This window comes from Limimaricola cinnabarinus (genome assembly GCF_002723615.1).
Classification (GTDB): domain Bacteria; phylum Pseudomonadota; class Alphaproteobacteria; order Rhodobacterales; family Rhodobacteraceae; genus Limimaricola; species Limimaricola cinnabarinus_B.
The window spans coordinates 17,681-41,031 of record NZ_KZ304960.1; the positions used below are offsets into that span (position 1 = coordinate 17,681).

The window sequence follows — 23,351 nt, forward strand, 5'->3', positions numbered from 1 at the left end:
GCGCGGCTCGTGGCCTCCGCGCCCTCGGTCGCCACGGCCCAGGCGGCGCGGGCCAGAAGCGCGGCCCGGTCGGGCGCGAGCAGCGCCTCGACGACCTGGCCCAGCTCGGCGGCACCGCGCACCTCGCGGCAGGCGGCGGCGGCGGCGAGCCGGGCAAAGGCCGGTGCGTGCCGGGCGGGCTGCGCGCCATGCAGCACCGCCGAGCCCAGCGCCGCGGGCTCCATCGGATCGCGGCAGGGCTGGCCAGACAGCGTGCCGCCCATCATCGTCATCGGCGAAAGCCTGTACCACAGCCCGATCTCGCCGGGCCCGTCGGCAAGGTAGATCTCGGTCGCCTCGTCGGGCTCCTCGCCCTCGCCGCGATCGGCGAGGTTGAACCCCTCCTCGCGCAGGTGCCGGGCGATCCGGGGGGCCGCGCTTTCGCTGGCGGGCGCGAGGATCAGCAGCAGCCGATGCGCCCGCTTGCTGGCCTGCCGATGCGCGGCGGCGATGGCGGCAAGCTCCTCCTCGACGGCCCCGGCCACGAGCCAGACGGGCCGCGCGCCGATCGCCTGGGCGAGATCGGCGCGGTCGCGCTCGTGGCAGCCGGGCAGGGGGCGGCTGTCATCGAGCCTGCCGGTCACCTCGATGCGCCCCGGCTCGACCCCGATGCGCCGCAATCGCGCCGCCGCCGTGCCGTTCGCGGCGAGGATCCGTTCGAAGGCCGAAAAGGCGGCGCGCCGGGCACCGGGCCGCCATCCGCCCCCCGTCAGACTGGCGGTTTCGGCCTCGGCATCGACCATCAGCGCGGGAATGCCGGCACGCGCCGTCTCGGACAGGAGCGCCGGTTGCAGCGGTCCGCGGATCCACAGCAGCATGTCGGGCCGCCAGCGCCCCAGAAATGTCTGCGTCGCGGCGCGGCTGTCGATGAAGGGCGGCCATTGCAGCACGTTGCGCGGCGCGTCGCGCTGACGCGCCGCCGCGGTGAGCAGCAGCGTCACGGGTTCGCGCTCCTCCTCGAGGTGCCGCGCCAGCGCCAGGGCGGTGCGGCTGCGCTCGGGGTCGGGGCTGTGCACCCAGACGAGCGGCCCCTCGGGCCGCGCCGCGGGATCGGCGGGCGCGGGTCTCAGCTGCCGAGTTCCTCGGTCGGCGAGGCGGCGGCCTCCTCGTCGCGCAGCCGGTGGATATGCGCGATGAAGTAGCGCATGTGGGCGTTGTCCACGGTGCGCTGGGCCTCGGTCTTCCAGGCGTTGTAGGCCGAGGCATAGTCGGGGAACATGCCGACGATGTGGATGTCGTCGGTGTCGCGGAAGACGTTCTTGGAGGGATCGGTCAGCTCGCCGCCGAAGACGAGATGCAGGCGCTGGGTCATGGGGATATCCTCGGGGTTGGGGGCTTTGGCGGCAAATTACGCCTTGGCGGGATCGGGTCAAGCGGCGGAGGGGTCGGGGTCGGAGGGGTCGGGGGCGGGTCCGTCCGGGGCGGCGTCGAGCCGGGCCAGCAGCACCTCGTGCAGCGCGCCGCCCGCCAGCACGCCGTCGCTTTGCGGATGCGGCTTGTTGAACGACAGCATCGCGCCGCGCCTGTCGGTCGCGGTGCCGCCTGCCTCGGTCAGGATCAGGCTGCCCGCCGCGATGTCCCATTCCCAGGTCGGGCGGATCGTCAGCATGGCGTCGAAGCGCGCCTCGGCCAGAAGGCACAAGCGCCAGGCCAGCGCCGAGCGGAAGGCCCGCCGGACGGGCGGCACCTCGCCCCCGGTCCAGTGCTCGGGGCTCATGGCGAGCCGCGGGCCAAGGAGCGTCGCGCGGGCGGGGTCCGTCTCCGTGCTGGCGCGGATCGGCGCGCCGTTGAGCATCGCCCCGCCGCCCAGCGTCGCGGTATAGAGCAGCTCGCGGCGCGGCAGCAGCACGCAGGCGGCGGTGATCCGCCCGTTTTCGGCGATGGCGAGCGAATGCGCCCAGTCGCGGCTGCCTTCGAGATAGGCGCGGGTGCCGTCGATCGGATCGATGATGAAGATGCGCTCGGCCTTAAGCCGCTCGGGCGCGTCGGCCGTCTCCTCCGAAAGCCAGCCATAGCCGGGGCGCGCCGCGCCGAGCCGTTCGCGCAGCATCGCGTCGACGGCGAGATCGGCCTCGCAGACCGGGCCGCCGCCATCGGGCTTGTCCCAGACCTTCGGCGCGCCGTAGGCGCAGGCGATCGGCGCGGCCGCCTGCGCCGCCGCGACCAGAAGCGCGAGGTCCCCGCTGTGATCAATCACCGGCAAGCGTCATCCCGTCCACCAGCAAGGAGGGCACGATCCGGCTCAGATGCTGCCGCGCGTCATTGGCCGGGATGAGCGACATCAGCATGTCGCGCAGATTGCCCGCGATGGTGCATTCGTTGACCGGGTGCAGGATCTCGCCATTCTCCACCCAGAAGCCCGCCGCGCCGCGCGAATAGTCGCCGGTGTTGGGGTTGATGGTCGAGCCGATCATCGAGGTGACCAGAAGCCCGGTGCCCATCTGCGCGATCAGATCCTCGCGGCTGGCCTCGCCCTGGGTCAGCCGCAGGTTGCTGACCGAGGGCGAGGGCGGCGCGGAGGTGCCGCGCGCGGCGTTGGCGGTGCTTTGCAGCCCCAGCTTGCGCGCCGTGGCCAGATCGAGAATCCAGCCCGTCAGCACCCCGTCATCGACCAGCGCGCGCTCTGCCGTCGGCAGCCCCTCGCCGTCGAACAGCCGCGAGCCGGAGGCGCGCGGGCGGTGCGGCTCCTCGATCAGCGAGATCCCGGCGGGCAGGACGGGCGCGCCGTCGCGGTTCAGAAGCCAGCTCGATCCGCGCGCGATGGCCGCGCCATTGGCGGCGGCGACGAGATGGCCGACCAGCGACGAGGAAATGCGCTCGTCGAACAGCACCGGGTAGCGGCCGGTGCGCGGCCGGCGCGGGCCCTGCCGCGCCGCCGCCCGCTCGCCCGCAAGGCGGCCGATCTCTTCCGGGCTGCGCAGGTCGGATTGGAAGATGCGGCTGTCGGCATCCCAGTCGCGCTCCATCCCCGTGCCCTCGCCCGAGACGGCGACGCAGGAGATCGCCCGGTCGGAGCGCGCATAGCCGCCCGAAAAGCCGTTGGTCGCGGCGATATGAACCCGCCGGTGGCCATAGCCCGCCGTCGCGCCCTGCACCTGCGTCACCCCCGCCACGCTTCGCGCGGCGGCTTCGGCCCGGCGCGCATCCTCTTCAAGCATCGCAGGATCGGGCTCGGGCGAGGGATCGTGCATCTGCAGCCGCAACGAATCGGTATCGCGCGCCAGCTGGCCGGGCTCGGCCAGCCCGGCATGGGGGTCTTCGGGGGCCTCGCGCGCCATGGCGACGGCGCGCTCGGCCATGGTCTCGATCGTGGCGTCGCGGGCATCCGAGGAGGAGACCATGGCCTGCCTGCGCCCGATCAGCACCCGCAGGCCGATATCCACGCCCTCGGCGCGCTCGGCCTGCTCCAGCCGCCCCTCGCGCACGTCAATCGAGACGGAGGTGCCATCCACCGCCACCGCGTCGGCGGCCTCGGCCCCGGCGCGGCGGGCGGCCCGGAGCATCCGGTCGGTCAGGTCGGCGAGCGAGGCGGTCATGGGCGGATCCTTTCGGGCTGTCGCGCCTGCATCTAGCGCGCCCATGCCCGTCTGGAAAGCGCGGCCAGGGGTGCGAGCGGGCGCGAAGCCGCGAATTACCTGATCCGCTGGCCGTTGGCGGTGACCTGTCCCGCCTCGTCGATCACGATCTCGGAGGTCAGCTCGTCATTGCCCACCGTGGTGGAGAACAGCCCCAGCATCATCCGCACCCCCATCATCTGCTCGGCCGGAAACACCCCCATATTCGCCAGGTTCTCCAAGAGCCCGTTCAGCCCGGTGGCCCTCAGGTCGATCCGGCCCTCGGGGCGCGGGAAGCCATCGAAGGTCTCCAGATCCGCATTGTCGAAGGTGAAGGCCCCGTCGCCCAGGATCTCGGCCCCGGCGAGGCGCAGCACCAGCCGGTCGAGCGCCAGGCTCTCGATCTCGGGCGCGGCCTCGGGCATCCCGCCCGTCTCGCCACCAGCCTCGTCACCCGTTTCGCCCATCGCCTCGCCCATCGCCCCGGCGGTCTCGAGATCGGCGAGGTCGCGCGGCAGTCGCGCGCTGCCCGACAGCTCGACGATCAGCGTCGCGGGCTCGCGCGGCAGCACCTCGTTCCGATCGAACAGATCCCAGATCGGATCGCCGAAGGCCAAGCTGTCGATCGTCACCCGTGCCGAGAGATCCTGCGGCGCGGCGTCCGCGCCGAGCGGCAGGTCGATGCCGAAGCCGTATTCTGCGGCCGAGACCTCGATCCGGAAGGGCATCGGCCCCTCGGGAAGCACCAGCTCCAGCCCCTTGGTCGAGGAGTCGTAAGCCACGCGGGCGGGGTCGAGCGACAGCTGCACCGCGCTCGATGCGGTGCGCGCGGTGCCGGCGGCGCGGCCCTGCGGCCCCTCGGCGTCGAACTCCACCAGCGCCGGGCCGGTGGCATAATCGAAGCCCAGCGCGAAGCCCTCGGGCAGCGCCTCGGCCTCCTCCATCCCCTCGGGCAGCGCCAGCCGGCCCGACAGGGCCACCTCCGCGACGCTGGCATCGATCGACACCGCCTGCTCTGCGCCGGTCTCGTCGCGGTCTTCGCTCTCGATCGTGAGCGCGAGCGTGTCGGCGGCGAGGTCGTATTCGGTTTCGCTGCCGCCCGGCCCGTCGGGGCCGGTCCGCGACAGGTAGCTGCCGCGCAGCGCGTCGAGCGCAAACCGCGCCTCGGCCGGGATCGCCGCACCATCCTCGGTGATGCTCTCGACCGTCATCGCGTAGCGCGCCGCCTCGTAATCGTGGCGCATCGCCTCGGGCGTGCCGCTCACGGTCAGGGCGAGCCCGGTCTGCTCCACCGAAAGGTCGATCACGATCTCGGCGCCATCCTCTTCCGTGCCGGTGATGGTGACGGGGTAGCTTTCGGACATGCGCACCTCGACCGTGCCGTCGCCGGTCTCGGTGAAGTCGATCCGCGGCAGCCGGACCACCAGCCCGCCATCCTCCTCATCGAGCGTGAACACCATGTCGGTGATGGTGAGCGTGTCGCCCTCGCGGTTCTGCGCGCCGGTCTCGACCTGCGTCTCGCCCAGCTGCCGCGCGCTTTGCTGCCAGTTCTGCCAGACCTCCTCGGCGGTGACATCGGCCTGCGCGGCCCCCGCCGCCACGATCAGCGCGCCGATCGACGCCGTTCTCAATGCGGTCATCTCGGACCCTCCTCGCAATCGCAATCCGCGGGCCATGCCCGCCGCGCGGGATGCACCCGCCGCGTCTGGACCGCAGACTAGGCCCCCGCTAGGCTGGACGAAAGCTCAAAGCGCGGGGGAAAAGCCATGCAAGGAAAGACGGTTCTGATCACCGGGGCGAGCCGCGGCATCGGTGCGGCCGCCGCGCGCGAATTCGCGGCCCAAGGCGCGCGCGTCGCGCTGCTGGCGCGCAGCGCCGAGGCGCTGTCGGACATCGCCAAGGAGCTGGGTGAGGCGGGGCTCGCCATCCCCTGCGACGTCAGCCGCTACTGGGAGGTCGAGGCGGCGGTCGAGGCCTGCGTCAAGGAATTCGGCCGGCTCGACGTGATGATCAACAATGCCGGCGCGATCGAGCCGATCGGCGCCATGGGCGATCTCGACCCCGAGGCCTGGGGCAAGGTCGTCGACATCAACCTCAAGGGCGTCTTCAACGGCATGCGCGCGGCCTTGCCCGCCATGCTCGATCAGGGCGGCGGCACGATCATCACCGTCTCCTCGGGGGCCGCGCATAACGCGGTCGAGGGCTGGTCGGCCTATTGCGCCTCCAAGGCGGGGGCGGCGATGCTGACCTCGTCGCTCGATCTGGAATATCGCGGCCGCGGCATCCGCGCGATGGGGCTTTCGCCCGGCACGGTGGCCACGCAGATGCAGCGGGAGATCAAGTCCTCGGGCATCAACGCGGTGAGCCGGCTCGACTGGTCGGTGCATATCCCGCCCGAATGGCCCGCCAAGGCGCTGGTGTGGATGTGTTCGGACAGGGCCGACGGCCATGTGGGCCAGGAGGTGTCGCTGCGCGACGAGGAGATCCGCAGGCGGATCGGGCTGATCTAGGCTGCCCCCCGGGGGATGCGGCTCAGTCGCGGGCGCGGCGGCGCCCCGGCACCTTGGAGGAAAACTCCGGCGGGCGTTTCGACACCCATGCGATGAACTTCTCCAACCGGGGATGCGCGCGCAGCGCCTCGGGCGTGTTGTAGGCGCGCGCCAGCTCGGTCTCCGACAGCGTCGCGTGGATCTCCTTGTGGCAGATGTGGTGCAAGAGCACCTGCGGCCCATGCGTGCCGCCGCGCATCTTCGGCACGAGGTGATGCGAGCTTTGCGGCACGCCTTCGGGGATCGGACGCCCGCACAGCGCGCAGATCGGCGCGATCCGCGGCGTGGCGACGGCGCGGGCCTCGGTCTGGCGTTTCTCGCGGCGGCTTGGCATGGGGAGGAGATGGGGCGCGTCCTGCGTTCCGGCAAGCGCGGCGCTGGGCCGCAGGGGGGCGGCCATGGCGCAGGCATTGGTGATCGGCGGCGGACCGGCGGGGCTGATGGCCGCCGAGGAGCTGGCGGGGGCCGGGCATCGCGTGCTGCTGGCCGAGCGGATGCCGAGCCTCGGGCGCAAGCTGCTGATGGCGGGCAAGTCGGGGCTCAACCTCACCAAGGCCGAGCCGCGCGCCGCCTTCGACGCGGCTTATGGCGAGATGCCCGATGGCTTGCGCGCCGCCATTGAGGGCTTCGGCCCCGACGAGGTGCAGGCCTGGGCGCGCGGTCTGGGGCAGGAGATCTTCACCGGTTCGACCGGCCGGGTCTTTCCGACCGCGATGAAGGCCTCGCCGCTGCTGCGCGCCTGGCTGGCCCGGCTTTCGGGCGCGGGGGTCGAGCTGCGCACTCGCTGGCGTTTCGCGGGCTGGGAGGGGAGCACGGCCCTGTTCGATGCGCCCGAGGGGCGGCAGGAGGTCGAGGCCGATGTCACCGTTCTGGCCATGGGCGGGGCGAGCTGGGCGCGGCTCGGCTCCGACGGGGCCTGGGCCGGGCTGCTGGCGGAGCAGGTCGCGCCGTTCCGCCCGGCCAATATGGGCTTCGGCGTCGATTGGTCCGATCACATGCGCCCGCATCTCGGCGCGCCGGTCAAGCCGGTGGCGCTGATCGCCGGGGCGCGGCGGGTGCGCGGCGAATGCGTGATCTCGGCGCGCGGGCTGGAGGGGGGCGGGATCTATGCCGTTTCGGCCGATCTGCGCGATGGCGCGCCCCTGGCCTTCGACCTGCTGCCCGATCTCGACGAGGAACAGGTGGCGGCCCGGCTGGCGCGGCCACGCGGCAAGGCCAGCCTGTCGAACCATCTGCGCAAGGCGCTGGGCCTCGACCCGGTGCGGCTGGCGCTCTTGCACGAATGGGCGCGGCCCTTGCCCAAGGAACCGGCGGCGCTGGCGGCCCGTCTCAAGGCGCTGCCGGTGCCGCTCGGCCCGCCGCATCCGCTCGACGAGGCGATCTCGACCGCGGGCGGGCTGCGCTTCGCGGCGCTGGACGAAAATCTGATGCTGCGCGGCAGGCCGGGGGTCTTCGCGGCGGGCGAGATGCTCGACTGGGAGGCTCCGACCGGCGGATACCTGCTCACCGCCTGCCTGGCCACGGGCCGCCATGCCGGGCGCGCAGCGGCGGCGCGGCTCGGGGCCGCGCGCTGAGCCGCCGCTCGCTTTCATTTGCCGGGGCCGCTCGCTAGGGTGCGCCGAGCGAGCAGGGAGTGCAGCACGAGATGACGATCACAGCGATGCGCCGGGGCGGGGCCGCGAGCCTTCTCGCCCTCCTGGCGGCCGGAGCGGTGCAGGCCCAGACGGTGTCCGACCGGGGGCTGAGCTACACGCTCTACGGCACGCCGGGGCTTATCGACATGCCTTCGGCGCTGAGCGCGCCTGACGGGCAGATCGCGGCCACGATGGGAAGGTTCGACGGGCAGGTGCGCACCACCTTCACCTTCCAGCTTCTGCCGAAGCTTTCGGGCAGCTTCCGCTACAGCAGGATCGAGGATTACTCGCTGCCCGGCGCCCGCGGCAGCGTCGACGACTATTTCGACCGCAGCTTCGACCTGCGCTACCGCTTCAACGACGAGACCGAAATCCTGCCGGCCTTCGCGGTGGGGCTGCAGGACTTCCTCGGCACCGGGGCCTACGGCGCCGAGTATCTCGTCGCGACCAAGACCTTCGGCGACAAGATCCGGGTGACCGGCGGCCTGGGCTGGGGGCGCTTCGGCTCGGATGGCGGCTTCGACAACCCGCTGGGTGTCCTGTCGTCGGAGTTCGACGAGCGGCCCGCCCTCGAATTCGAAGAGGGCGGGACCTTCGCGCTCGACCAGCTCTTCAGGGGCGATGCCGCGCTGTTCGGCGGGGTGGAATACGCCGCGACCGACAAGCTGACCCTCAAGGCGGAATACTCCTCGGACGCCTATGAGCGCGAAACCGAGCTGGGGCTGATCGAGCGCGATTCGCCGCTCAATTTCGGGCTGGTCTACCGGCCCTTGCCCGGCGTGCAGCTCGGCGCCTCCTGGCTCTACGGCTCGGAGCTGGGGCTCACCGGCACCTTCCTGATCGATCCGGGCAGGCGGCCCTTCGGCCCCGGGCTCGACCCCGCGCCCTCGCCGATCCGCATCCGCCAGGGCGATGCCCGCGCCGCCGCCACATGGGACCGCGCCAAGATCCCGGAGGCCACGATCGGCGCGACGCTGCAGCAGGCGCTGGCGGCCGAAGGGGTCGAGCTGTCCTCGATCGAGCTGTCGGACCGCGCCGTGCGGCTGCGCTACACCAACACCCGCTACCGCGCCGAGGCGCAGGCGATGGGGCGCATCGCGCGGATGCTGAGCCTCGGCCTGCCCGATTCGATCGAACGCTTCACGCTGGAACCGATGCAGCGCGGCGTGCCGCTCTCGGCGGTGACGCTGAGCCGCAGCGACATCGAGGCCTTTGCCGATACCGCCGGTGGCACGCAGGCGCTGTCGCAGCGGCTGGTGCTGCAGGATGCAGGCCCGCGCGACGGGCTCGAACCGCTGCCGCGCGTCGATGACCGCCTCTCCTACGGGCTGGCGCCCTATGCGCGGATCACCGTGTTCAACAATGACGAGCCGTTCCAGGTCGAGCTGGGGGCGCAGCTCTCGGCCCGCTACGAGATCACCGACAGCCTCGTCGCTTCGGGCACGCTGCGCCAGCAGCTCTACACCAACCGCGAGGACCCCGAGCTGATCGTCGCCGAGGATGACGAGCCCTATCCGGTGCGCCGCAACGCCGCGCTCTATGCCGATCAGGGCACCACCGGCATCCGCGACCTGACGCTGGCCCAATACGGGCGGCTCGCGCCCGATGTCTACTCCCGCGCGACGATTGGTTATCTCGAAGAGATGTATGGCGGCCTGTCGACCGAGGTGCTGTGGAAGCCCGCCGACAGTCGGCTCGGGCTCGGGGCGGAGGTCAACTATGCCCGCCAGCGCGATTTCGATCTCGGTTTCGGCTTTCAGGATTACGACGTCGTCACCGGCCACGCCTCGGCCTATTACGATTTCGACAACCGCTTCTACGGGCAGGTCGATGTCGGTCGCTACCTCGCGGGCGATTGGGGCGCGACCTTCACGCTCGACCGCGAATTCGAGAACGGCTGGAGCGTCGGCGGCTATTTCACCCTCACGGACGTGCCCTTCGACGCCTACGGCGAAGGTTCCTTCGACAAGGGCATCCGGGTTTCGATCCCGCTCGATTACGTGGTGGGCCAGCCGACCCGGCGCGAGGCCTCGACCTCGCTCGCCTCGCTGCAGCGCGATGGCGGTGCCAAGCTGCGGGTCGACGGGCGGCTCTACGAGGTGGTGCGCGACGGCCACCTGAACGATCTCGAAGATGGCTGGGGGCGGTTCTGGAAATGACGAAGCGGATCAGGATGACGGCGGCCCTGCTCGGGCTGGGGATGCTGGCGGGATGCGGCGGCGCGGCGGGGCTGACCGGCGCGCTGCAAGGGGCGATCGCGCCGCTGGTCGGCACGCAGCCGGCCGCCGCGCCGGCGGCAGCGGGAGCGGCAGGGGCAGGCGGGGCGGTCGATCCGTCGTCGCTGCGCCAGGTCAGCCTCAACACTTTGGGCCTGACCGGCCCCGCGACGCGGCTGATCGACAATGGCGCCTCGGCCAGCTTTGCCGGGCCGCAGGGCTTCACCTACACGATGCGCGACGGGATGCTGGTCTCGACCCGCGGGCTGGGAGACGACCTGATGGCCGCCGATGCGCGCCAGAGCCGCGCGGCGCTGCGCGCGGGCGGCGGGCAGGCCCGGCGCGTGCACGAGACCCTCGACGGGCTGGATCGAATCGAGCGCGCCGAGTTCGACTGCACGGTGACGCCCAAGGGAGTCGAGACGGTCGAGCTCGGAACGCGGCGGGTGCAGGCGCGGCGCTTCGACGAAGCCTGCCGGGGTGCGGCGCTGATCTTCGATAATTATTACTGGCTCGACGCCGCCGGAGAGATCATTTCGTCGCGTCAATTCGTCAGTCGGGGTGTTGCATATTTGCGCAGCAGCGACCTTTAGTTTCGTTTTTCCGGCCCGGTGATCTGGTCATCCAGCTTGTGTGATACACCTATCTTGGCTATAGCCGACCTAACGCTTTGTTATCAACTGGAGTAGAGACATGCGCCTCACCAAGACCCTCGTCGCCGCCGCCGTCGCCGGCACCCTGACCGCTTCCTCGGCTTTCGCCGGTGGCCTGGCCGTCGAAATCGTCGAGCCCCCGGTCGTCGTGGTCGAGCCCGAAGCCCCCGCCGCCCGCGGCTCGCTGGCCGGCCCGCTCGGCTTCCTGCTGCCGCTGGCCGCCGTCGGTGGCCTGGTCGCTCTGGCCGCTTCGGACGACTCCTGATTTCAGGACCGACCGGTCTTCGGGCCGGTTGGATGAAACGGCGGACCTTCGGGTCCGCCGTTTTGCGTTTGGGGGAGGGCGCGCGCCGGGGCCGGTTCGCAGGGCTCAGCGCCGGGCCATCATCGCCAGCCGGATCAGGGCGCGCTCCACCAGCGCCTGCGCGGGCGCGCGGCTGGCCGAGCGCAGCTGCAGGTCGGTCTCGATCAGGAGCGCCACGGCCCGCTCCAGCCGGTCGCGGCCCCAGGCCCCCGCCTGCCGCGTCATCGCATCGCGGCGCGGGCCCCAGACCGGCGGACGCAGCCGGGCGATGCCCTGTCCCGCCCCGCCCGGATCGCTCGCCACGGCGTGGAGCTGGCGGAAATGCCGCAGCGCCACGATGCACAGCGACACCGGCGTCGTGCCTTGCGCATAGAGCCGGCGCAGCAGCGCCGCGATCTGCGGCGCGCGCCCCTCGGCCACCACGGCGAGCAGCGCATCGGTCTCGGCCTCGGTCGAGCGCGGCGCCACGGCGGCGATGTCGGCGGCGGTGGTCGGGCCGGCATCGCCATGCTTGTAGAGGCCGAGCTTCTCGACGGTCATCCGCAGCGCGCCGGGATCGAGCGCGCGCGCCAGATCCGCCAGCAGCGTCCGGCCGTCGAGATCGGGGTCCGGCACGCCCGCCGCCGAGAGCATCGCGGCGATCTCCTCGGGCCCCGGCGGGTCGTCATAGATGCCGATCGAGACCACCCCGGGGCGCGCCTCGAACAGCTTGCGCAGCGCCGATTTCGCGGCGAGCTGCCCGGCGGTGGCGAGGATCTGCGCATCGCCCCGCGCCCAGTCCTTCAGCGCGGCGTCGAACAGCGGGGCAAGCCCGTCGGTCGCGCCCTCGACGAAGACCACGCGCGGGCCGGGAAAGAAGCCCTGCGCCTTCACCGCGTCGATCAGCGCCGCGCCGTCGCGGCGCAGATCGGCGGCGGGCAGGCGGCTCAGCCGCATCTCCGCTTCGGCCTCCGGGCCGGCAAGCTTGGCGATCAGCTCCTTGCGCTTTTGCGCCACGCGCATCGCGTCCTCGCCCCAGATCAGGACGCCCGCCATCTTGGGGTCGGGCTGGCGCAAGAACGCCGCCGCATCGCGGGCCGAGAGCTTCATCGGGGCAGCTGCAGCGCCAGCAGCCGGGTCATGATCCGGTCGCCCAGCAGGGTGGCCAGCCGCTCGCGCGCGTCGCGCGCGGCCGCCTCGGAGGCGACGGTGCCCAGCGTGGCGGAATAGCCGGCGAAATCGGACACCGTCCCTTGCGCGAGATCCGCATCCGAATCCACCGCGCGCAGCCGGTAATCGGCGCGGCCCAGCAGCCTGTAGCGCAGCACCGCGCCATCGGCGCTGATCGCGGCCTGCTCGACCTCTTCGGAGATGTCGAGCGACAGCAGGTAGCGCGGCTCCGTCGCCGGGCCGAGCCGGTCGAGCAGGCGGGCGCGCAGCAGGTAGCCCGCAAAGCTCGCGGGCGCCTCGACGCGCACCCTGCCGCGCAGCCGCGCGGCATCGCCCCCCGGCCCGTAGGCCGGGGTGAAGCCGCAGCCGCCAAGCGCCAGAGCGCCCAGCAGCACGGCCCGGCGGCCTGTCTCAGACGACCACATTGACGATCCGGCCCGGCACCACGATGAGCTTTTTCGGAGCGCCGCCTTCGAGCGCCTTCGCCACCGCCTCGTCGGCCAGCACCAGCGCCTCGATCTCGGCCTTTTCCATCGCCTTCGGGACCGAGATCTCGGAGCGGCGCTTGCCGTTGATCTGGATGGGCAGGGTGACGCTGTCCTCGACGAGGAAGCGCTCCTCGGCCACGGGCCAGGGGGTGTTGGCCACGAAGCCGGTCCCGCCCAGAAGCGTCCAGATCTCCTCCGCGAGATGCGGGGTCATGGGCGACATCAGCTGCGCCAGCACCTTCGCCGCCTCGCGCCGCGTCTCCGCGCTCGCCTTCGATTTCGATAGCACGGAGGTGAAGGCATAGAGCTTGGCGATCGCGGCGTTGAAGCCGAAGCTTTCGAGCCCCAGCGTCACGTCGCGGATCGTGCGGTGCAGCTGGCGCATCAGATCCTCGTCGGCCCCCGCATCGCCGCCCTCGGCCTCGGCGGCCTCGGTCGCGATGCGCCAGACGCGGGCGAGGTGCTTGTGCGCGGCCTCCGCACCCGAGGCGGTCCATTCGACGTCGCGCTCGGGCGGGCTGTCGGACAGCACGAACCAGCGCGCCGTGTCGGCGCCGTATTGCGCGAGGATGGCGTCCGGGTCGACGACGTTCTTCTTGGATTTCGACATCTTGGCCGAGGGGATGATCTCGACCTTTTCGCCGGTATCCTTCAGCGCGCCGTTCTCGACGCTTTCGGGCAGGTGATAGACAGGGCGGCCCGCCGCGTCGCGCGTCTGGTAGATCTCGTGCGTCACCATGCCTTGGGTGAAGAGCGCGTTGAACGGCTCGATCGCATCCGCGGGCAAATGCCCGGTCGCATGCATCGCACGGGCGAAGAAGCGCGAATAGAGCAGGTGCAAGATCGCGTGCTCGATGCCGCCGATATACTGGTCGACATTCATCCAGTACTCGGCCTCGGCCATGTCGGTCGGCGTCTCGGCGCGCGGGCTGGTGAAGCGCGCGTAATACCACGAGCTGTCGACGAAGGTGTCCATCGTGTCGGTCTCGCGGCGCGCGTCCTTGCCGCAGCGGGGGCAGGGGGCGTCGCGCCATGTCGGGTGCCGGTCGAGCGGGTTGCCCGGCACGTCGAAGCTCACATCGTCGGGCAGGCGAACCGGCAGGTTCTCCTTCTTCTCGGGCACCGCGCCGCAATCCTCGCAATGCACGATCGGGATCGGGGTGCCCCAGTAGCGCTGGCGCGACAGGCCCCAGTCGCGCAGGCGGAAGCGGGTCACGCCGCGGCCCACGCCATTGGCCTCGCAAAAGTCGATGGCGGCGTCGATCGCCTGCTCGCCGGTCTGCTCGGTCTCGCCCGCGAAGCCCTTGATGTAGATCACCGGCTCGGTCTTGGGCGGAACGTAAGCCGCGCCGCCATCCTCGGCCAGCGCCTGGCCGTCATCCTCGGCGGGGGCGAAGGTCGAGATCACCGGCAGGCCGTATTTGCGCGCGAAGTCGAGATCGCGCTGGTCGTGGCCCGGGCAGCCGAAGATCGCGCCGGTGCCATAATCCATCAGCACGAAATTGGCGATCCACACGGGCAGCTCGCGCCCCTGGTCGAAGGGGTGGCGCGCGGTGAGGCCGGTGTCGAAGCCCAGCTTCTCGCCGGTCTCCAGCGCCTCCTCGGTGGTGCCGCCGCGCCGCGCCTCGGCGCAGAAGGCGGCGACGTCCTCGCGCTCCTTCTCCAGGCTGCGCGCCAGCGGGTGATCGGGCGAGATGCCGATGAAGCTCGCGCCCAGCAGCGTGTCGGGGCGGGTGGTGTAGACCTCGATCCGATCATGGCCATGGGTCTCTTCGGTCAGGCCGAAGGCCATCTCCAGCCCGCGCGAGCGGCCGATCCAGTTGGCCTGCATCAGCTTGACCTTGGCGGGCCAGTCATCGAGCCCGTCGAGCGCGGCGAGCAGCTCGTCGGAATATTCCGAGATCTTGAAGAACCACTGGGTCAGCTCGCGCCGCTCGACCTCGGCGCCGGAGCGCCAGCCCTTGCCGTCGATCACCTGCTCGTTGGCGAGCACGGTCATGTCCACGGGGTCCCAGTTCACCACCGCGTTCTTGCGGTAGACGAGGCCCTTGTCGAGCATGTCGATGAACAGCGCCTGCTGCTGGCCGTAATACTCCGGGTCGCAGGTGGCGAATTCGCGGCTCCAGTCGATCGACAGGCCCAGCGGCTTCATCTGCGCGCGCATGTCGGCGATGTTGGAATAGGTCCAGTCCTTGGGATGGCCGCCCGAGGCCATGGCGGCGTTCTCGGCGGGCATGCCGAAGGCGTCCCAGCCCATCGGGTGCAGCACGTTGTGCCCGGTGGCCAGCTTGTGGCGCGCGATCACGTCGCCCATCGTGTAGTTGCGCACATGGCCCATATGGATGCGCCCCGAGGGGTAGGGGAACATCTCGAGCACGTAGTATTTCGGGCGATCGGCGCTGCGCTGCGCGGTGAAGAGGCCAGCCTCGTCCCAGGCGGCCTGCCATTTGGCTTCGATCTCGGCGGCGGTGTAGCGCGACATGTTGGGTGTCCCTCGGATGGTCTGGCACGTCTTGGGTGCGGGTCTGCAAGGGGGCGTTCCGGCCCGTTGGCGGTGATACTGCACATCGGGCGGCTGTGCCACTCCCGCGCGGGGACGCCTTGGTACAAAAGCGAAGGGCGGCCCCGAAGGACCGCCCCTGCCTGAAGTCGTGATCCGAAAGGATCAGAATTCGAAGGAGACCTCGACGGTCGTGCCTTCCTGGTACTCGGGATCGCCGATCTCGTCCTCGGAGTCGTTGTCGTCATCCTCGGCATAGGAGACGAGCAGCTGCGCGCCTTCGGCCAGATCGTAGGTGCCGGCGACGTAGTAGTCGTCGCCCGCGTCGGAGACGCCGGCATAGGCGTTCAGGCCCATGCCGAAGTCGTAGCCGGCTTCGATCGCCCAGTCCTCGTCGCCTTCACGAACTTCTTCGTAGGCGGTGGTGACGGTGAGCGCGCCCGAGACGTAGTCGGCCGCGACGCCGAAGCTGTCGCCACCGTCATCCGACTCGGAGACGTAGAAGGCGCCGAGGGTGACGGGGCCGATCGGGTAGGCGACCTCGATGCCGGTCGAGCTCTCGGAGTCGCCCGAGGCGTCCTCTTCACGGGCATAGGCCACGTCGACGTCAGCACCGGCGAAGGCCGCGCCGACCGAGATGCCGAAGATCTGGTTCGGGTTGAAGTCGTCGCCACCGAGGTCGTAGTCGCGCTCTTCTTCCTGGTAGGCGGCGCTCATCTGGAACGCGCCGAGGGTGCCAGCCACGCCGACCGAGTACTGGTCGAGGGTGTCGCCGGAGCCGTCGATGTCTTCGTCGGTGGTGTCGTCCACGAGAGCCGAAACCGAGACGTCGAGGCCGTAAGCCATGAAGTCGCCGCGCAGCACGGTCTCGCCGTCGGTCTCGGAGAAGTCGTCATGCTCCATTTCCGAAACGCCGTCCCAGCGCAGGTTGGCGGCCATGTCGGTGTCGCCGAAGAACAGGGCGGCGGTCTCGGAGCTCAGCGACAGCACGTAGCCTTCGGCGAAGATGTCGCCTTCGAGCTGGTTGTCGACGACGTTGGAGGTCACGGTCGCGGCGGCGACGAGGCCGTTGTCGAGCTCTTGCGACATGGTGATGCCCAGCTCGGCATCCCAGTAGAAGCCGCGATCTTCGTCACCACCGGTGGTGCCGTCAGATTCGGCTTCGGTGTCGTTGTAGCCCAGAGAGGCTTCACCGTTGAAGGTGATTTCGGCGGAAGCGGCGCCGGCAAAGGCCACGATCGAGGCCGAGGCGAGCAGGATGCGTTTCATGATTTTCCCTCGTATTTGCATTCCCGAGAATGCCAGTCGAGCCAGCATTGAGGTTTTCATTGCGCAGGGGGGGCTTCACACTCAAGAAGATTGGCTTGGGCTCAAGGTCCTGCCCCAGAATTGATGCAACCGGGTCACACAGATGTCAGTCGGCCCGAAAGACCCCCGCAGGAGACATGCATGTCGCTCGACCTGATCAGAAACGGCGTTGCCGCCGCGGCGCGAAAGGCGGGCCGCGACCCCGCCGGGATCACCCTCATCGCCGTCTCGAAGATGCAGCCCGAGGCGCGGGTCCTGCCTGTCCTGCAGGCCGGGCAGCGTGTGTTCGGCGAGAATCGGGTGCAGGAGGCGCAGTCGCGCTGGGGCGCGCTCGCGCCGCGTTTCGACGGGGTCCGCATCCATGTGATCGGGCCGCTGCAGACCAACAAGGCCCGCGCCGCGATGGAGATCGCCCATGCAATTCACTCGCTCGATCGCCCGAAGCTGGCCGAGACGCTGGCCCGGCTGGCGCAGGAGCGCGGCGCCTGCCCGGAGCTGTTCGTGCAGGTCAACACCGGCCGGGAATCGCAAAAGGCGGGCGTGCTGCCCGACGAGGCGGACGGATTCGTGGCGCGTTGCCGCGAGCTCGACCTGCCGGTGGCGGGGCTGATGTGCATCCCGCCCGCGGGCGAGGACCCGGCCCCGCATTTCGACATGCTGCGCGAGATGGCCGCGCGCAACGGGCTTGCCGGGCTGTCGATGGGCATGAGCGGCGATTACGAGACCGCCATTGCCCATGGCGCGACCCATGTGCGGGTGGGCTCGGCGATCTTCGGCGCGCGCGACTAGGCCGCGGCCATGACGGGGGCGGGCCGCTCGCGAATCGGCAGATGCACGATCGCCGAAAGCGCGCCCACCCCGACGCCGATCCACCACACCGCCTCGTAGCTGCCATAGGTGTCGTACATCCGCCCCCCGAGCCAGACGCCCATGAAGCTGCCCAGCTGGTGGGAAAAGAACACGATGCCGTAGAGCGTGCCCATGTAGCGCAGCCCGTAGAGATGCGCGACGAGGCCCGAGGTGAGCGGCACGGTAGCAAGCCACAGGCTGCCCATCGCGCCCGAGAAGATCAGCACCGTCGCGGGCGTCATAGGCGTCAGGATGAACCACGCCGCCACGAGGGTCCGGCCCGCATAGATCCCTGCCAGCAGGTATTTGCGGCTGTAGCGCTTGCCGGCCCAGCCCGCCGCGATGGTGCCCGCGATATTGGCCAGTCCGATGATCGAGATGGCCACGGCGCCCAAGCCCGCGGTGGTGGTGATCCCCATCGAGGCCAGCACGCCGCCCGCGGCGATCGGCGCGCAGATCTCGGTCACGAAGGCCGGGAAATGCGCGGTGATGAAGGCGAGCTGGTAGCCGCAGGAGAAGAAGCCGATGAAGATCAGCGCATAGGAGGGATCGCGCGCGGCCCGGCCCAGCACGCGCGCCATGCTCTCCTGCAGCTCCGCCGTGGAGGCCGGGGCGGGCGAGCGCATCATCGGCAGCGTCATCAGCGTGGCGAGAATCATCCCCGCGAAGACGAGGAACACCGATTGCCACGTCATGTAGCCCAGCAGGATCTCGGCCAGCGGCGCGCCGAAGACCTGCCCCGCCGAGCCCGCCGCCGTCGCCACGGCGAGCGCCATGGAGCGGTTGTCGTCCGAGGCGGCGCGGCCCACCACCGCGAGGATCACGCCGAAACCGGTGCCCGCGATGCCGAAGCCCACGAGGATCTCCAGCATCTGGTGCTGGATCGGCAGGCTCGCGCCCGAGGACAGGATCAGCCCCGCCGCATAGGCCAGCGCGCCCAGCACGATCGCCTTGCGGTCGCCCAGCTTCTCGGCCATCGCCGCAAACAGCGGCTGGCCGATGCCCCAGGCGAGGTTCTGGATCGCGATGGCGAGCGAGAACTCCGCGCGCGGCCAGCCGAACTCCTCGGCGATCGGGATCTGGAACACGCCGAAGCTCGCGCGGATGGCAAAGCCCGTCATCACGATGATGCATCCGGCGATCAGGACGGGGGTGAAGAGCGGCTGGCGTGTCATGCGCGATCTAGGCGCCCGGCGCGCGGTCCTGTCAATCCATGCGATGCGCATGGGGTGCCTGCCTGTCCCGGAAGACGAGCGGGTCCGGGGCTCACAAGGCGGGCGCGGTGTCCCACAAATAGAGCAGGTCGGTGATCTCGGCCTGTCCGATCCGCTCGGGGCGGCGCTCGGCCAGCCGCGCGCCGGTGGCCTCGTAGAATCGGCAGGCGCGGTCGTTGCCCTCCAGCACCATCGCCAAGAGCCGCCCCGGCGCAGGCCCGAGCGCCGCGGCGAAAAGCGCGCGGCCCAGACCCCGGCCCTGGGCCGCGCGGGTGAGGTAGAGCGCGTAGAGCTCCGTCTCAAAGCCGCGCGCCGCCAGCGCCGCCTCGCGCTGCGGGCCGATCTGCGCGAAACCGGCGCCGGGCGCGATCATGATGCGGCATGTGCCTTCGGCGATCTGCCGGTCCCATTGCCGCAGCCGCAGCGCCCGGTCGTGGCGCGCGATCTCCTCGGCTGGCACGAGGCCGGTATAGGTCTCGTGCCAGCAGGTCACGTGCAGCTCGGCAAGATCGGGCACGTCGTCGGGCAAGGCGGGGCGGATATCCATGGGGCCGACACTCGCGCGCGCGCCGCGGCTTTGCAATGCGCCGGGCGGCGGCTATGTCGCCTCACCATGAGCATCGAAGAAGCCTACCGCGCGCGCATCGCCCAAGGCGCGCTGAAACCCGACCCGGCGCAGGAGGCGGTTCTGCCCGCGCTCGACCGCGTCGCGCGCGACCTCGCGCGCCAGCCCGAGCCGCAGCGCGGCGGCTGGTTTCGCAAGCCCAGGCCCCCCGAGCCGGTCAAGGGCCTCTATCTTTGGGGCGGGGTGGGGCGCGGCAAGTCGATGCTGATGGACCTGCTGCATGAGGAGATCGAGCTGCCGAAGGCTCGCTGGCATTTCCACGCCTTCATGCAGCGCGTCCATGCCGACATGAACAAGGCCCGCGCGCGCGGCGTCGACGACGCCATCGCGCCGGTGGCCGAGGATCTGGCGGGCGAGCTGCGCTTTCTCGCCTTCGACGAGATGCAGATCACCGACATCACCGACGCGATGATCGTGGGGCGGCTGTTCGAAAAGCTGTTCGAACAGGGCGTCACCATCGTCACCACATCGAACCGGGTGCCGGACGATCTTTACAAGAACGGCCTGAACCGGCAGCTCTTCACCCCCTTCATCGACAAGCTCAAGGCGCGGATGGAGGTGCTGGAGCTGGCCAGCCCCACCGATCACCGGCAAGGGCGGCTCAAGGGTTCGGAAAGCTGGATCATGCCCAATGATTCGGGCGCGCGCGCCAAGCTCGACGCGATCTGGAAGGATCTGACGGGCGATGCGGCGGGGGAGCCGCTGGTGCTTCAGGTTTCGGGGCGCGAGGTGACGGTGCCCGAATTTCGCAACGGCATCGCGCGGGCGGGGTTTCATGAGCTGTGCGGCCGCCCGCTCGGGGCCGCCGACTACCTCGCGCTGGCCGAGGCGGTGAAGATCCTGATGATCGACGGCATCCCGCGCCTGTCGCGTTCGAACTTCAACGAGGCCAAGCGCTTCGTCACGCTGGTCGATGCGCTCTACGAGGCGAAGACGCGGCTCGTTGCCTCGGCGGCGGCATCGCCGGCCTATCTCTATGTCGAGGGCGAGGGCAGCTTCGAATTCGAGCGCACGGCGAGCCGGCTCGAGGAAATGCAGGCCGAAGGCTGGGGGCGCAGCTGAGCCAAGGCGGCCGGGGCCAAGTGGAAGGGGGCCGTTTCCCTTGGCCCCCTTCGGTCTTGCCTGCGGTGTCTGCCTCCAGGGCCCCGATCTTGCCCGCCGGGATCCCCGTGTCGTTCTCCTGTCTCCAGATGGTCTGCCGGGGCGGGGAGGGTCAACCGGGGGGAGAGGTTTCGTAACGTCCTGAACGTGCCGGGCGAAACGCCTGTCGCCACGTCACTTTACCCGTCGCAAAAGCTGCCGGACCGGCGCGAAAACCGGCAGCGCCGTGATGACGCGACGTCTTTTCGGCAGGGGCATGTCCCGGCCTAGCGCGCGCGATCCGAGAGCAGAATGTTTTGCCGGCAGCCGGGATTGACCGGCTCTGGCGTGGCCCGAAGCGGCGTGGACCAGTGAATCGTCGATTCGTTAACGAATCGCCCGTCGACGCAGATGTCCTGCCCGCCATTGCCGGCATTGAAGCCGAAGCCCGGCGTGCCGCAATCCGAAACCTGGCCATCCGCGTTCCACGCCTGGAACACGCCGATGCCGGGCATGACGAAGCGCATCTCGCCCGGGTCGAAATCCAGCATCCAGCTCGTCTGCGGCGTCAGCGCCGCGAGGCTCCAGCTTCCGAGCCGCGCGCCCTCGTGCCAGCCGGTGATCTCGAAGCCGGTCACATCCCCTTCGTCGATGCGGGGCGCATCGCGCAGCGCGTCGGGAAAGCGCATCGTGCCGGTCATCGAATAGCCCGCCGCCCCCTGCCAGCAGAAATGCAGCTCGATTGCCTGCGCGGGCAGGGCAAGGAGCGCAGCCAGCGCCGCGATCGGCACCGGCCCACCCCTCATCCGTTCTCGCGCAACACGTGGCCCGCCAGATAGAGCGAGCCGCAGATCAGGATGCGGGCCGAAGGCGCCTGCGCGGTGATCTCGCGGACCGCCTGCGCGACGTCGCCCGCCTGCGTCACGGTTTCGAAGCCCGCCGCGCGGGCGGCTTCCGCCGTTTCGGCGGCGGGGATGGTGTTGGCCTCATCGGGGATCGAGACCGCGTGCAGCGCCTGCGCCGCGCCCGCGAGCGGGCGCAGATAGCCCCCGATGTCCTTGGTGTTGAGCATGCCGCAGACCAGATGGGTCGGGCGTCTGGGCAGCTCGGCCAGGCTGCGCGCCAGCGCCATGCCCGCCGCCGGGTTGTGCCCGCCATCGAGCCACAGCTCGGCCCCGCCCGCCAGATCGACCAGCGGGCCTTGCGTCAGGCGCTGCATCCGGGCGGGCCAGCTGGCCCGCGTCGCGGCCTCGGCGGCGGCCTCGTCGCGGCCCAGCGCGCGCAGGCTCGCGATGGCGGTGCCCGTATTGACGATCTGGTGCGGGCCGCGCAGCCGCGGCAGCGGCAGGTCGAGAAGCCCGCGCTCGTCCTGGTAGATCAGCCGCCCGGCCTCGGTGGTGACGTGCCAATGCTGGCCATGCGCCATCAGCGGCGCGCCGAGCCGGGCCGCCTTCGCCTCGATCACCTCGAGCGCGGTCTCGTGCTGGGGGGCCACGACGCAAGGCACGCCGCGCTTGAGGATGCCCGCCTTCTCGCCCGCGATCTCCTCCAGCGTCTCGCCGAGATATTGCTGGTGGTCGAGGTCGATGGGCGTGATGACGGTGAGCGCCGGGCGCTCGACCACGTTGGTCGCATCGAGCCTGCCGCCGAGGCCGGTTTCCAGAAGCGTCCATTCGGCGGGCGTCTCGGCAAAGGCCAGAAGCGCCGCCGCCGTGGTGATCTCGAAATAGGTGATCGGATCGGGGCCGTTGGCCGCATGGGTCCGGTCGAGCAGGTCGCTCAGCGCCGCTTCCGAGATCAGTTCGCCCGCAAGCCGGATCCGCTCGTGAAACCGCGCCAGATGCGGCGAGGTATAGGCATGGACCCGGTCGCCCGAGGCCTCGAGCCCGGCCCGGATCATCGCCTGGGTCGAGCCCTTGCCATTGGTGCCCGCGAGGTGAATGACCGGCGGCAGCCGCCGCTCGGGGTGACCCAGCGCCGCCAGAAGCCGCCACACCCGGTCGAGCGTGAGATCGATGACCTTGGGGTGCAGCGACATCATCCGCGCGAGAATCGCGTCGGAACCGGCGCGGCTCATGCCTTGGGCGTCTCGGTCTTCGGGGCCTTGGGGGCGGGCTTGGCGGCCGGGGTCTCGGCCGTCTCGTCCCGGGCCGTCTCGGCCTCCTTGGCGGCGGCGGGCTCGGGCGTCGCCGGGGCGGGCAGGTCGCCCATCACCGCGGGCTCCAGCCCCAGTAGCATCCGGGTGATCGTGATCAGCTCCTCGCGCATCTTTCCGCGCGGGGTCACCCGGTCGAGCATGCCGTGATCGAGCAGGTATTCGGCCCGCTGGAACCCTTCGGGCAGCTTTTCGCGGATGGTCTGCTCGATCACGCGCGGGCCCGCAAAGCAGATCAGCGCGTTCGGCTCGGCGATCTGAACGTCGCCCAGCATCGCGTAGGAGGCGGTGACGCCGCCGGTCGTCGGATGCGTGAGCACCACGATGTAGGGCAGGCCCGCCTCCTTGAGCATCTCGACCGCGACCGTGGTGCGCGGCATCTGCATCAAGGAGAGAATCCCCTCCTGCATCCGCGCGCCACCCGCGGCGGAAAAGAGCACCAGGGGCGCCTTGATCTCTACCGCGCGCTCGGCGGCGGCGATGATCGCGTTGCCGACATACATGCCCATGGAGCCGGCCATGAAGGAAAAGTCCTGCCCGGCGGCGACAATTCTGGTGCGGCCGATCTCGCCCTCGGCCACCAGCATCGCCTCCTTCTCGGAGGTCTTGCGGCGGGCCTCCTTGATCCGGTCGGTGTATTTCTTCTGGTCGCGGAAATTGAGCGGATCGGCGATCGGCTCGGGCACCTTCACCTCGGTGAAGGCACCGCCGTCGAACAGCGCCTTGAAGCGGTCGCGCGGGGTGATCGCCATGTGGTGATCGCAATTGGTGCAGACGTTGAGATTGTCGGCCAGTTCGCGGTGGAACAGCATCGTCCCGCATTCGTCGCACTTGGTCCACAGGTTCTCGGGCACCTCGCGGCGCGAGAAGATCGAGTTGATCCGCGGACGGACGTAGTTGGAAATCCAGTTCATCTTGCTGCTCCGGGCGCGTCGGGTCGATGTCGGAGATACGCTTCGACGCGGCGGATTGCAATTCGGACGCATGCACCCCTGCGCGACCGGGGAATTTGCGTATTTGGAGAAAGATGAACG

22 protein-coding genes are annotated in these 23,351 nt (G+C 70.3%); 7 read left to right on the top strand and 15 right to left on the bottom strand.

Annotated features, from left to right (window positions below):
• From CJ301_RS10850 to CJ301_RS10865, 5 genes are all read right to left on the bottom strand, one after another.
• A partial coding sequence (locus CJ301_RS10850) for a 3-deoxy-D-manno-octulosonic acid transferase (protein ID WP_162620501.1) occupies positions 1 to 1,055 on the bottom strand: 1,055 nt, incomplete at its 3' end.
• A 50-nt stretch (positions 1,056 to 1,105) separates the two neighbouring features.
• Positions 1,106 to 1,351 carry a DUF4170 domain-containing protein gene (locus tag CJ301_RS18745; RefSeq protein WP_162620502.1) on the bottom strand — a complete coding sequence of 82 codons (246 nt, stop codon included), beginning with the start codon at positions 1,349 to 1,351 and terminating at the stop codon, positions 1,106 to 1,108.
• Positions 1,352 to 1,408: 57 nt separating this feature from the next.
• A complete protein-coding gene (locus tag CJ301_RS10855; protein WP_099277237.1) occupies positions 1,409 to 2,242 on the bottom strand; it encodes a 3'(2'),5'-bisphosphate nucleotidase CysQ in 834 nt (277 codons plus the stop codon).
• Positions 2,229 to 3,575, bottom strand: coding sequence for a TldD/PmbA family protein (locus tag CJ301_RS10860; protein WP_099277239.1), 1,347 nt, complete (start codon positions 3,573 to 3,575; stop codon positions 2,229 to 2,231). The genes CJ301_RS10855 and CJ301_RS10860 overlap by 14 nt, the downstream gene beginning before the upstream one ends.
• Before the next feature lie 95 nt (positions 3,576 to 3,670).
• Positions 3,671 to 5,233 carry a DUF2125 domain-containing protein gene (locus tag CJ301_RS10865; RefSeq protein WP_099277241.1) on the bottom strand — a complete coding sequence of 521 codons (1,563 nt, stop codon included), beginning with the start codon at positions 5,231 to 5,233 and terminating at the stop codon, positions 3,671 to 3,673.
• A gap of 126 nt (positions 5,234 to 5,359) precedes the next feature.
• Between CJ301_RS10865 and CJ301_RS10870 the strand changes: the two genes are divergently transcribed.
• The gene (locus CJ301_RS10870; protein WP_099277243.1) at positions 5,360 to 6,103 is read left to right on the top strand and encodes an SDR family oxidoreductase; all 744 of its coding nucleotides are present in this window, start codon (positions 5,360 to 5,362) and stop codon (positions 6,101 to 6,103) included.
• A gap of 22 nt (positions 6,104 to 6,125) precedes the next feature.
• On the opposite strand, the gene CJ301_RS10875 is transcribed toward CJ301_RS10870, so the two are convergent.
• Positions 6,126 to 6,476 (bottom strand): HNH endonuclease, encoded by a 351-nt coding sequence (locus tag CJ301_RS10875; protein ID WP_254050132.1) that lies wholly within the window; start codon positions 6,474 to 6,476, stop codon positions 6,126 to 6,128.
• Between the two features lie 64 nt (positions 6,477 to 6,540).
• Here CJ301_RS10875 and CJ301_RS10880 point away from each other — a divergent pair, with 64 nt between their 5' ends.
• The 4 genes from CJ301_RS10880 (at position 6,541) to CJ301_RS10895 (ending at position 10,910) form a co-directional block, all read left to right on the top strand.
• Positions 6,541 to 7,716 (top strand): TIGR03862 family flavoprotein, encoded by a 1,176-nt coding sequence (locus tag CJ301_RS10880; protein ID WP_099277245.1) that lies wholly within the window; start codon positions 6,541 to 6,543, stop codon positions 7,714 to 7,716.
• Between the two features lie 71 nt (positions 7,717 to 7,787).
• Positions 7,788 to 9,935: a YjbH domain-containing protein gene (locus tag CJ301_RS10885; RefSeq protein WP_254050133.1), complete on the top strand. Its 2,148-nt coding sequence runs from the start codon at positions 7,788 to 7,790 to the stop codon at positions 9,933 to 9,935.
• On the top strand, positions 9,932 to 10,585 hold the full coding sequence (locus CJ301_RS10890; RefSeq protein ID WP_099277247.1) for a YjbF family lipoprotein: 654 nt from the start codon (positions 9,932 to 9,934) through the stop codon (positions 10,583 to 10,585). Before CJ301_RS10885 ends, CJ301_RS10890 begins: the two co-directional genes overlap by 4 nt.
• Before the next feature lie 100 nt (positions 10,586 to 10,685).
• Positions 10,686 to 10,910 (top strand): hypothetical protein, encoded by a 225-nt coding sequence (locus tag CJ301_RS10895; protein ID WP_099277249.1) that lies wholly within the window; start codon positions 10,686 to 10,688, stop codon positions 10,908 to 10,910.
• 105 nt (positions 10,911 to 11,015) lie between these two features.
• Here the strand turns inward: CJ301_RS10895 and holA are convergent, their stop codons facing one another.
• The 4 genes from holA to CJ301_RS10915 all read right to left on the bottom strand — a co-directional run bounded on the left by holA (position 11,016) and on the right by CJ301_RS10915 (position 16,355).
• Positions 11,016 to 12,038, bottom strand: coding sequence for a DNA polymerase III subunit delta (gene holA / locus CJ301_RS10900; RefSeq protein ID WP_099277250.1), 1,023 nt, complete (start codon positions 12,036 to 12,038; stop codon positions 11,016 to 11,018).
• Positions 12,035 to 12,523, bottom strand: a complete 489-nt coding sequence (gene lptE, locus CJ301_RS10905) for an LPS assembly lipoprotein LptE (protein ID WP_099277253.1) — start codon at positions 12,521 to 12,523, stop codon at positions 12,035 to 12,037. The genes holA and lptE overlap by 4 nt, the downstream gene beginning before the upstream one ends.
• Positions 12,510 to 15,068, bottom strand: coding sequence for a leucine--tRNA ligase (leuS, locus tag CJ301_RS10910; RefSeq protein WP_099277255.1), 2,559 nt, complete (start codon positions 15,066 to 15,068; stop codon positions 12,510 to 12,512). The genes lptE and leuS overlap by 14 nt, the downstream gene beginning before the upstream one ends.
• Positions 15,069 to 15,251: 183 nt before the next feature.
• On the bottom strand, positions 15,252 to 16,355 hold the full coding sequence (locus tag CJ301_RS10915; protein ID WP_099277257.1) for a porin: 1,104 nt from the start codon (positions 16,353 to 16,355) through the stop codon (positions 15,252 to 15,254).
• A 180-nt stretch (positions 16,356 to 16,535) separates the two neighbouring features.
• Between CJ301_RS10915 and CJ301_RS10920 the strand changes: the two genes are divergently transcribed.
• Positions 16,536 to 17,183, top strand: a complete 648-nt coding sequence (locus CJ301_RS10920) for a YggS family pyridoxal phosphate-dependent enzyme (protein WP_099277259.1) — start codon at positions 16,536 to 16,538, stop codon at positions 17,181 to 17,183.
• On the opposite strand, the gene CJ301_RS10925 is transcribed toward CJ301_RS10920, so the two are convergent.
• Positions 17,180 to 18,418 (bottom strand): MFS transporter, encoded by a 1,239-nt coding sequence (locus CJ301_RS10925; protein WP_099277260.1) that lies wholly within the window; start codon positions 18,416 to 18,418, stop codon positions 17,180 to 17,182. The two genes, CJ301_RS10920 and CJ301_RS10925, sit on opposite strands and share 4 nt — an antisense overlap.
• Positions 18,419 to 18,509: 91 nt before the next feature.
• On the bottom strand, positions 18,510 to 19,004 hold the full coding sequence (locus CJ301_RS10930) for a GNAT family N-acetyltransferase (protein ID WP_099277262.1): 495 nt from the start codon (positions 19,002 to 19,004) through the stop codon (positions 18,510 to 18,512).
• Between the two features lie 66 nt (positions 19,005 to 19,070).
• Between CJ301_RS10930 and zapE the strand changes: the two genes are divergently transcribed.
• Positions 19,071 to 20,144 (top strand): cell division protein ZapE, encoded by a 1,074-nt coding sequence (gene zapE, locus CJ301_RS10935; protein WP_099277263.1) that lies wholly within the window; start codon positions 19,071 to 19,073, stop codon positions 20,142 to 20,144.
• A 305-nt stretch (positions 20,145 to 20,449) separates the two neighbouring features.
• On the opposite strand, the gene CJ301_RS10940 is transcribed toward zapE, so the two are convergent.
• Genes CJ301_RS10940 through accD form a run of 3 tightly spaced genes read right to left on the bottom strand, consistent with a single transcriptional unit; the run spans position 20,450 to position 23,231 of the window.
• Positions 20,450 to 20,953, bottom strand: a complete 504-nt coding sequence (locus tag CJ301_RS10940) for a hypothetical protein (RefSeq protein WP_254050134.1) — start codon at positions 20,951 to 20,953, stop codon at positions 20,450 to 20,452.
• Between the two features lie 11 nt (positions 20,954 to 20,964).
• Positions 20,965 to 22,239, bottom strand: coding sequence for a bifunctional folylpolyglutamate synthase/dihydrofolate synthase (locus CJ301_RS10945; RefSeq protein WP_099277267.1), 1,275 nt, complete (start codon positions 22,237 to 22,239; stop codon positions 20,965 to 20,967).
• Positions 22,236 to 23,231 (bottom strand): acetyl-CoA carboxylase, carboxyltransferase subunit beta, encoded by a 996-nt coding sequence (gene accD, locus CJ301_RS10950; protein WP_099277269.1) that lies wholly within the window; start codon positions 23,229 to 23,231, stop codon positions 22,236 to 22,238. Before accD ends, CJ301_RS10945 begins: the two co-directional genes overlap by 4 nt.
• Between the last annotated feature and the right edge of the window lie 120 nt (positions 23,232 to 23,351).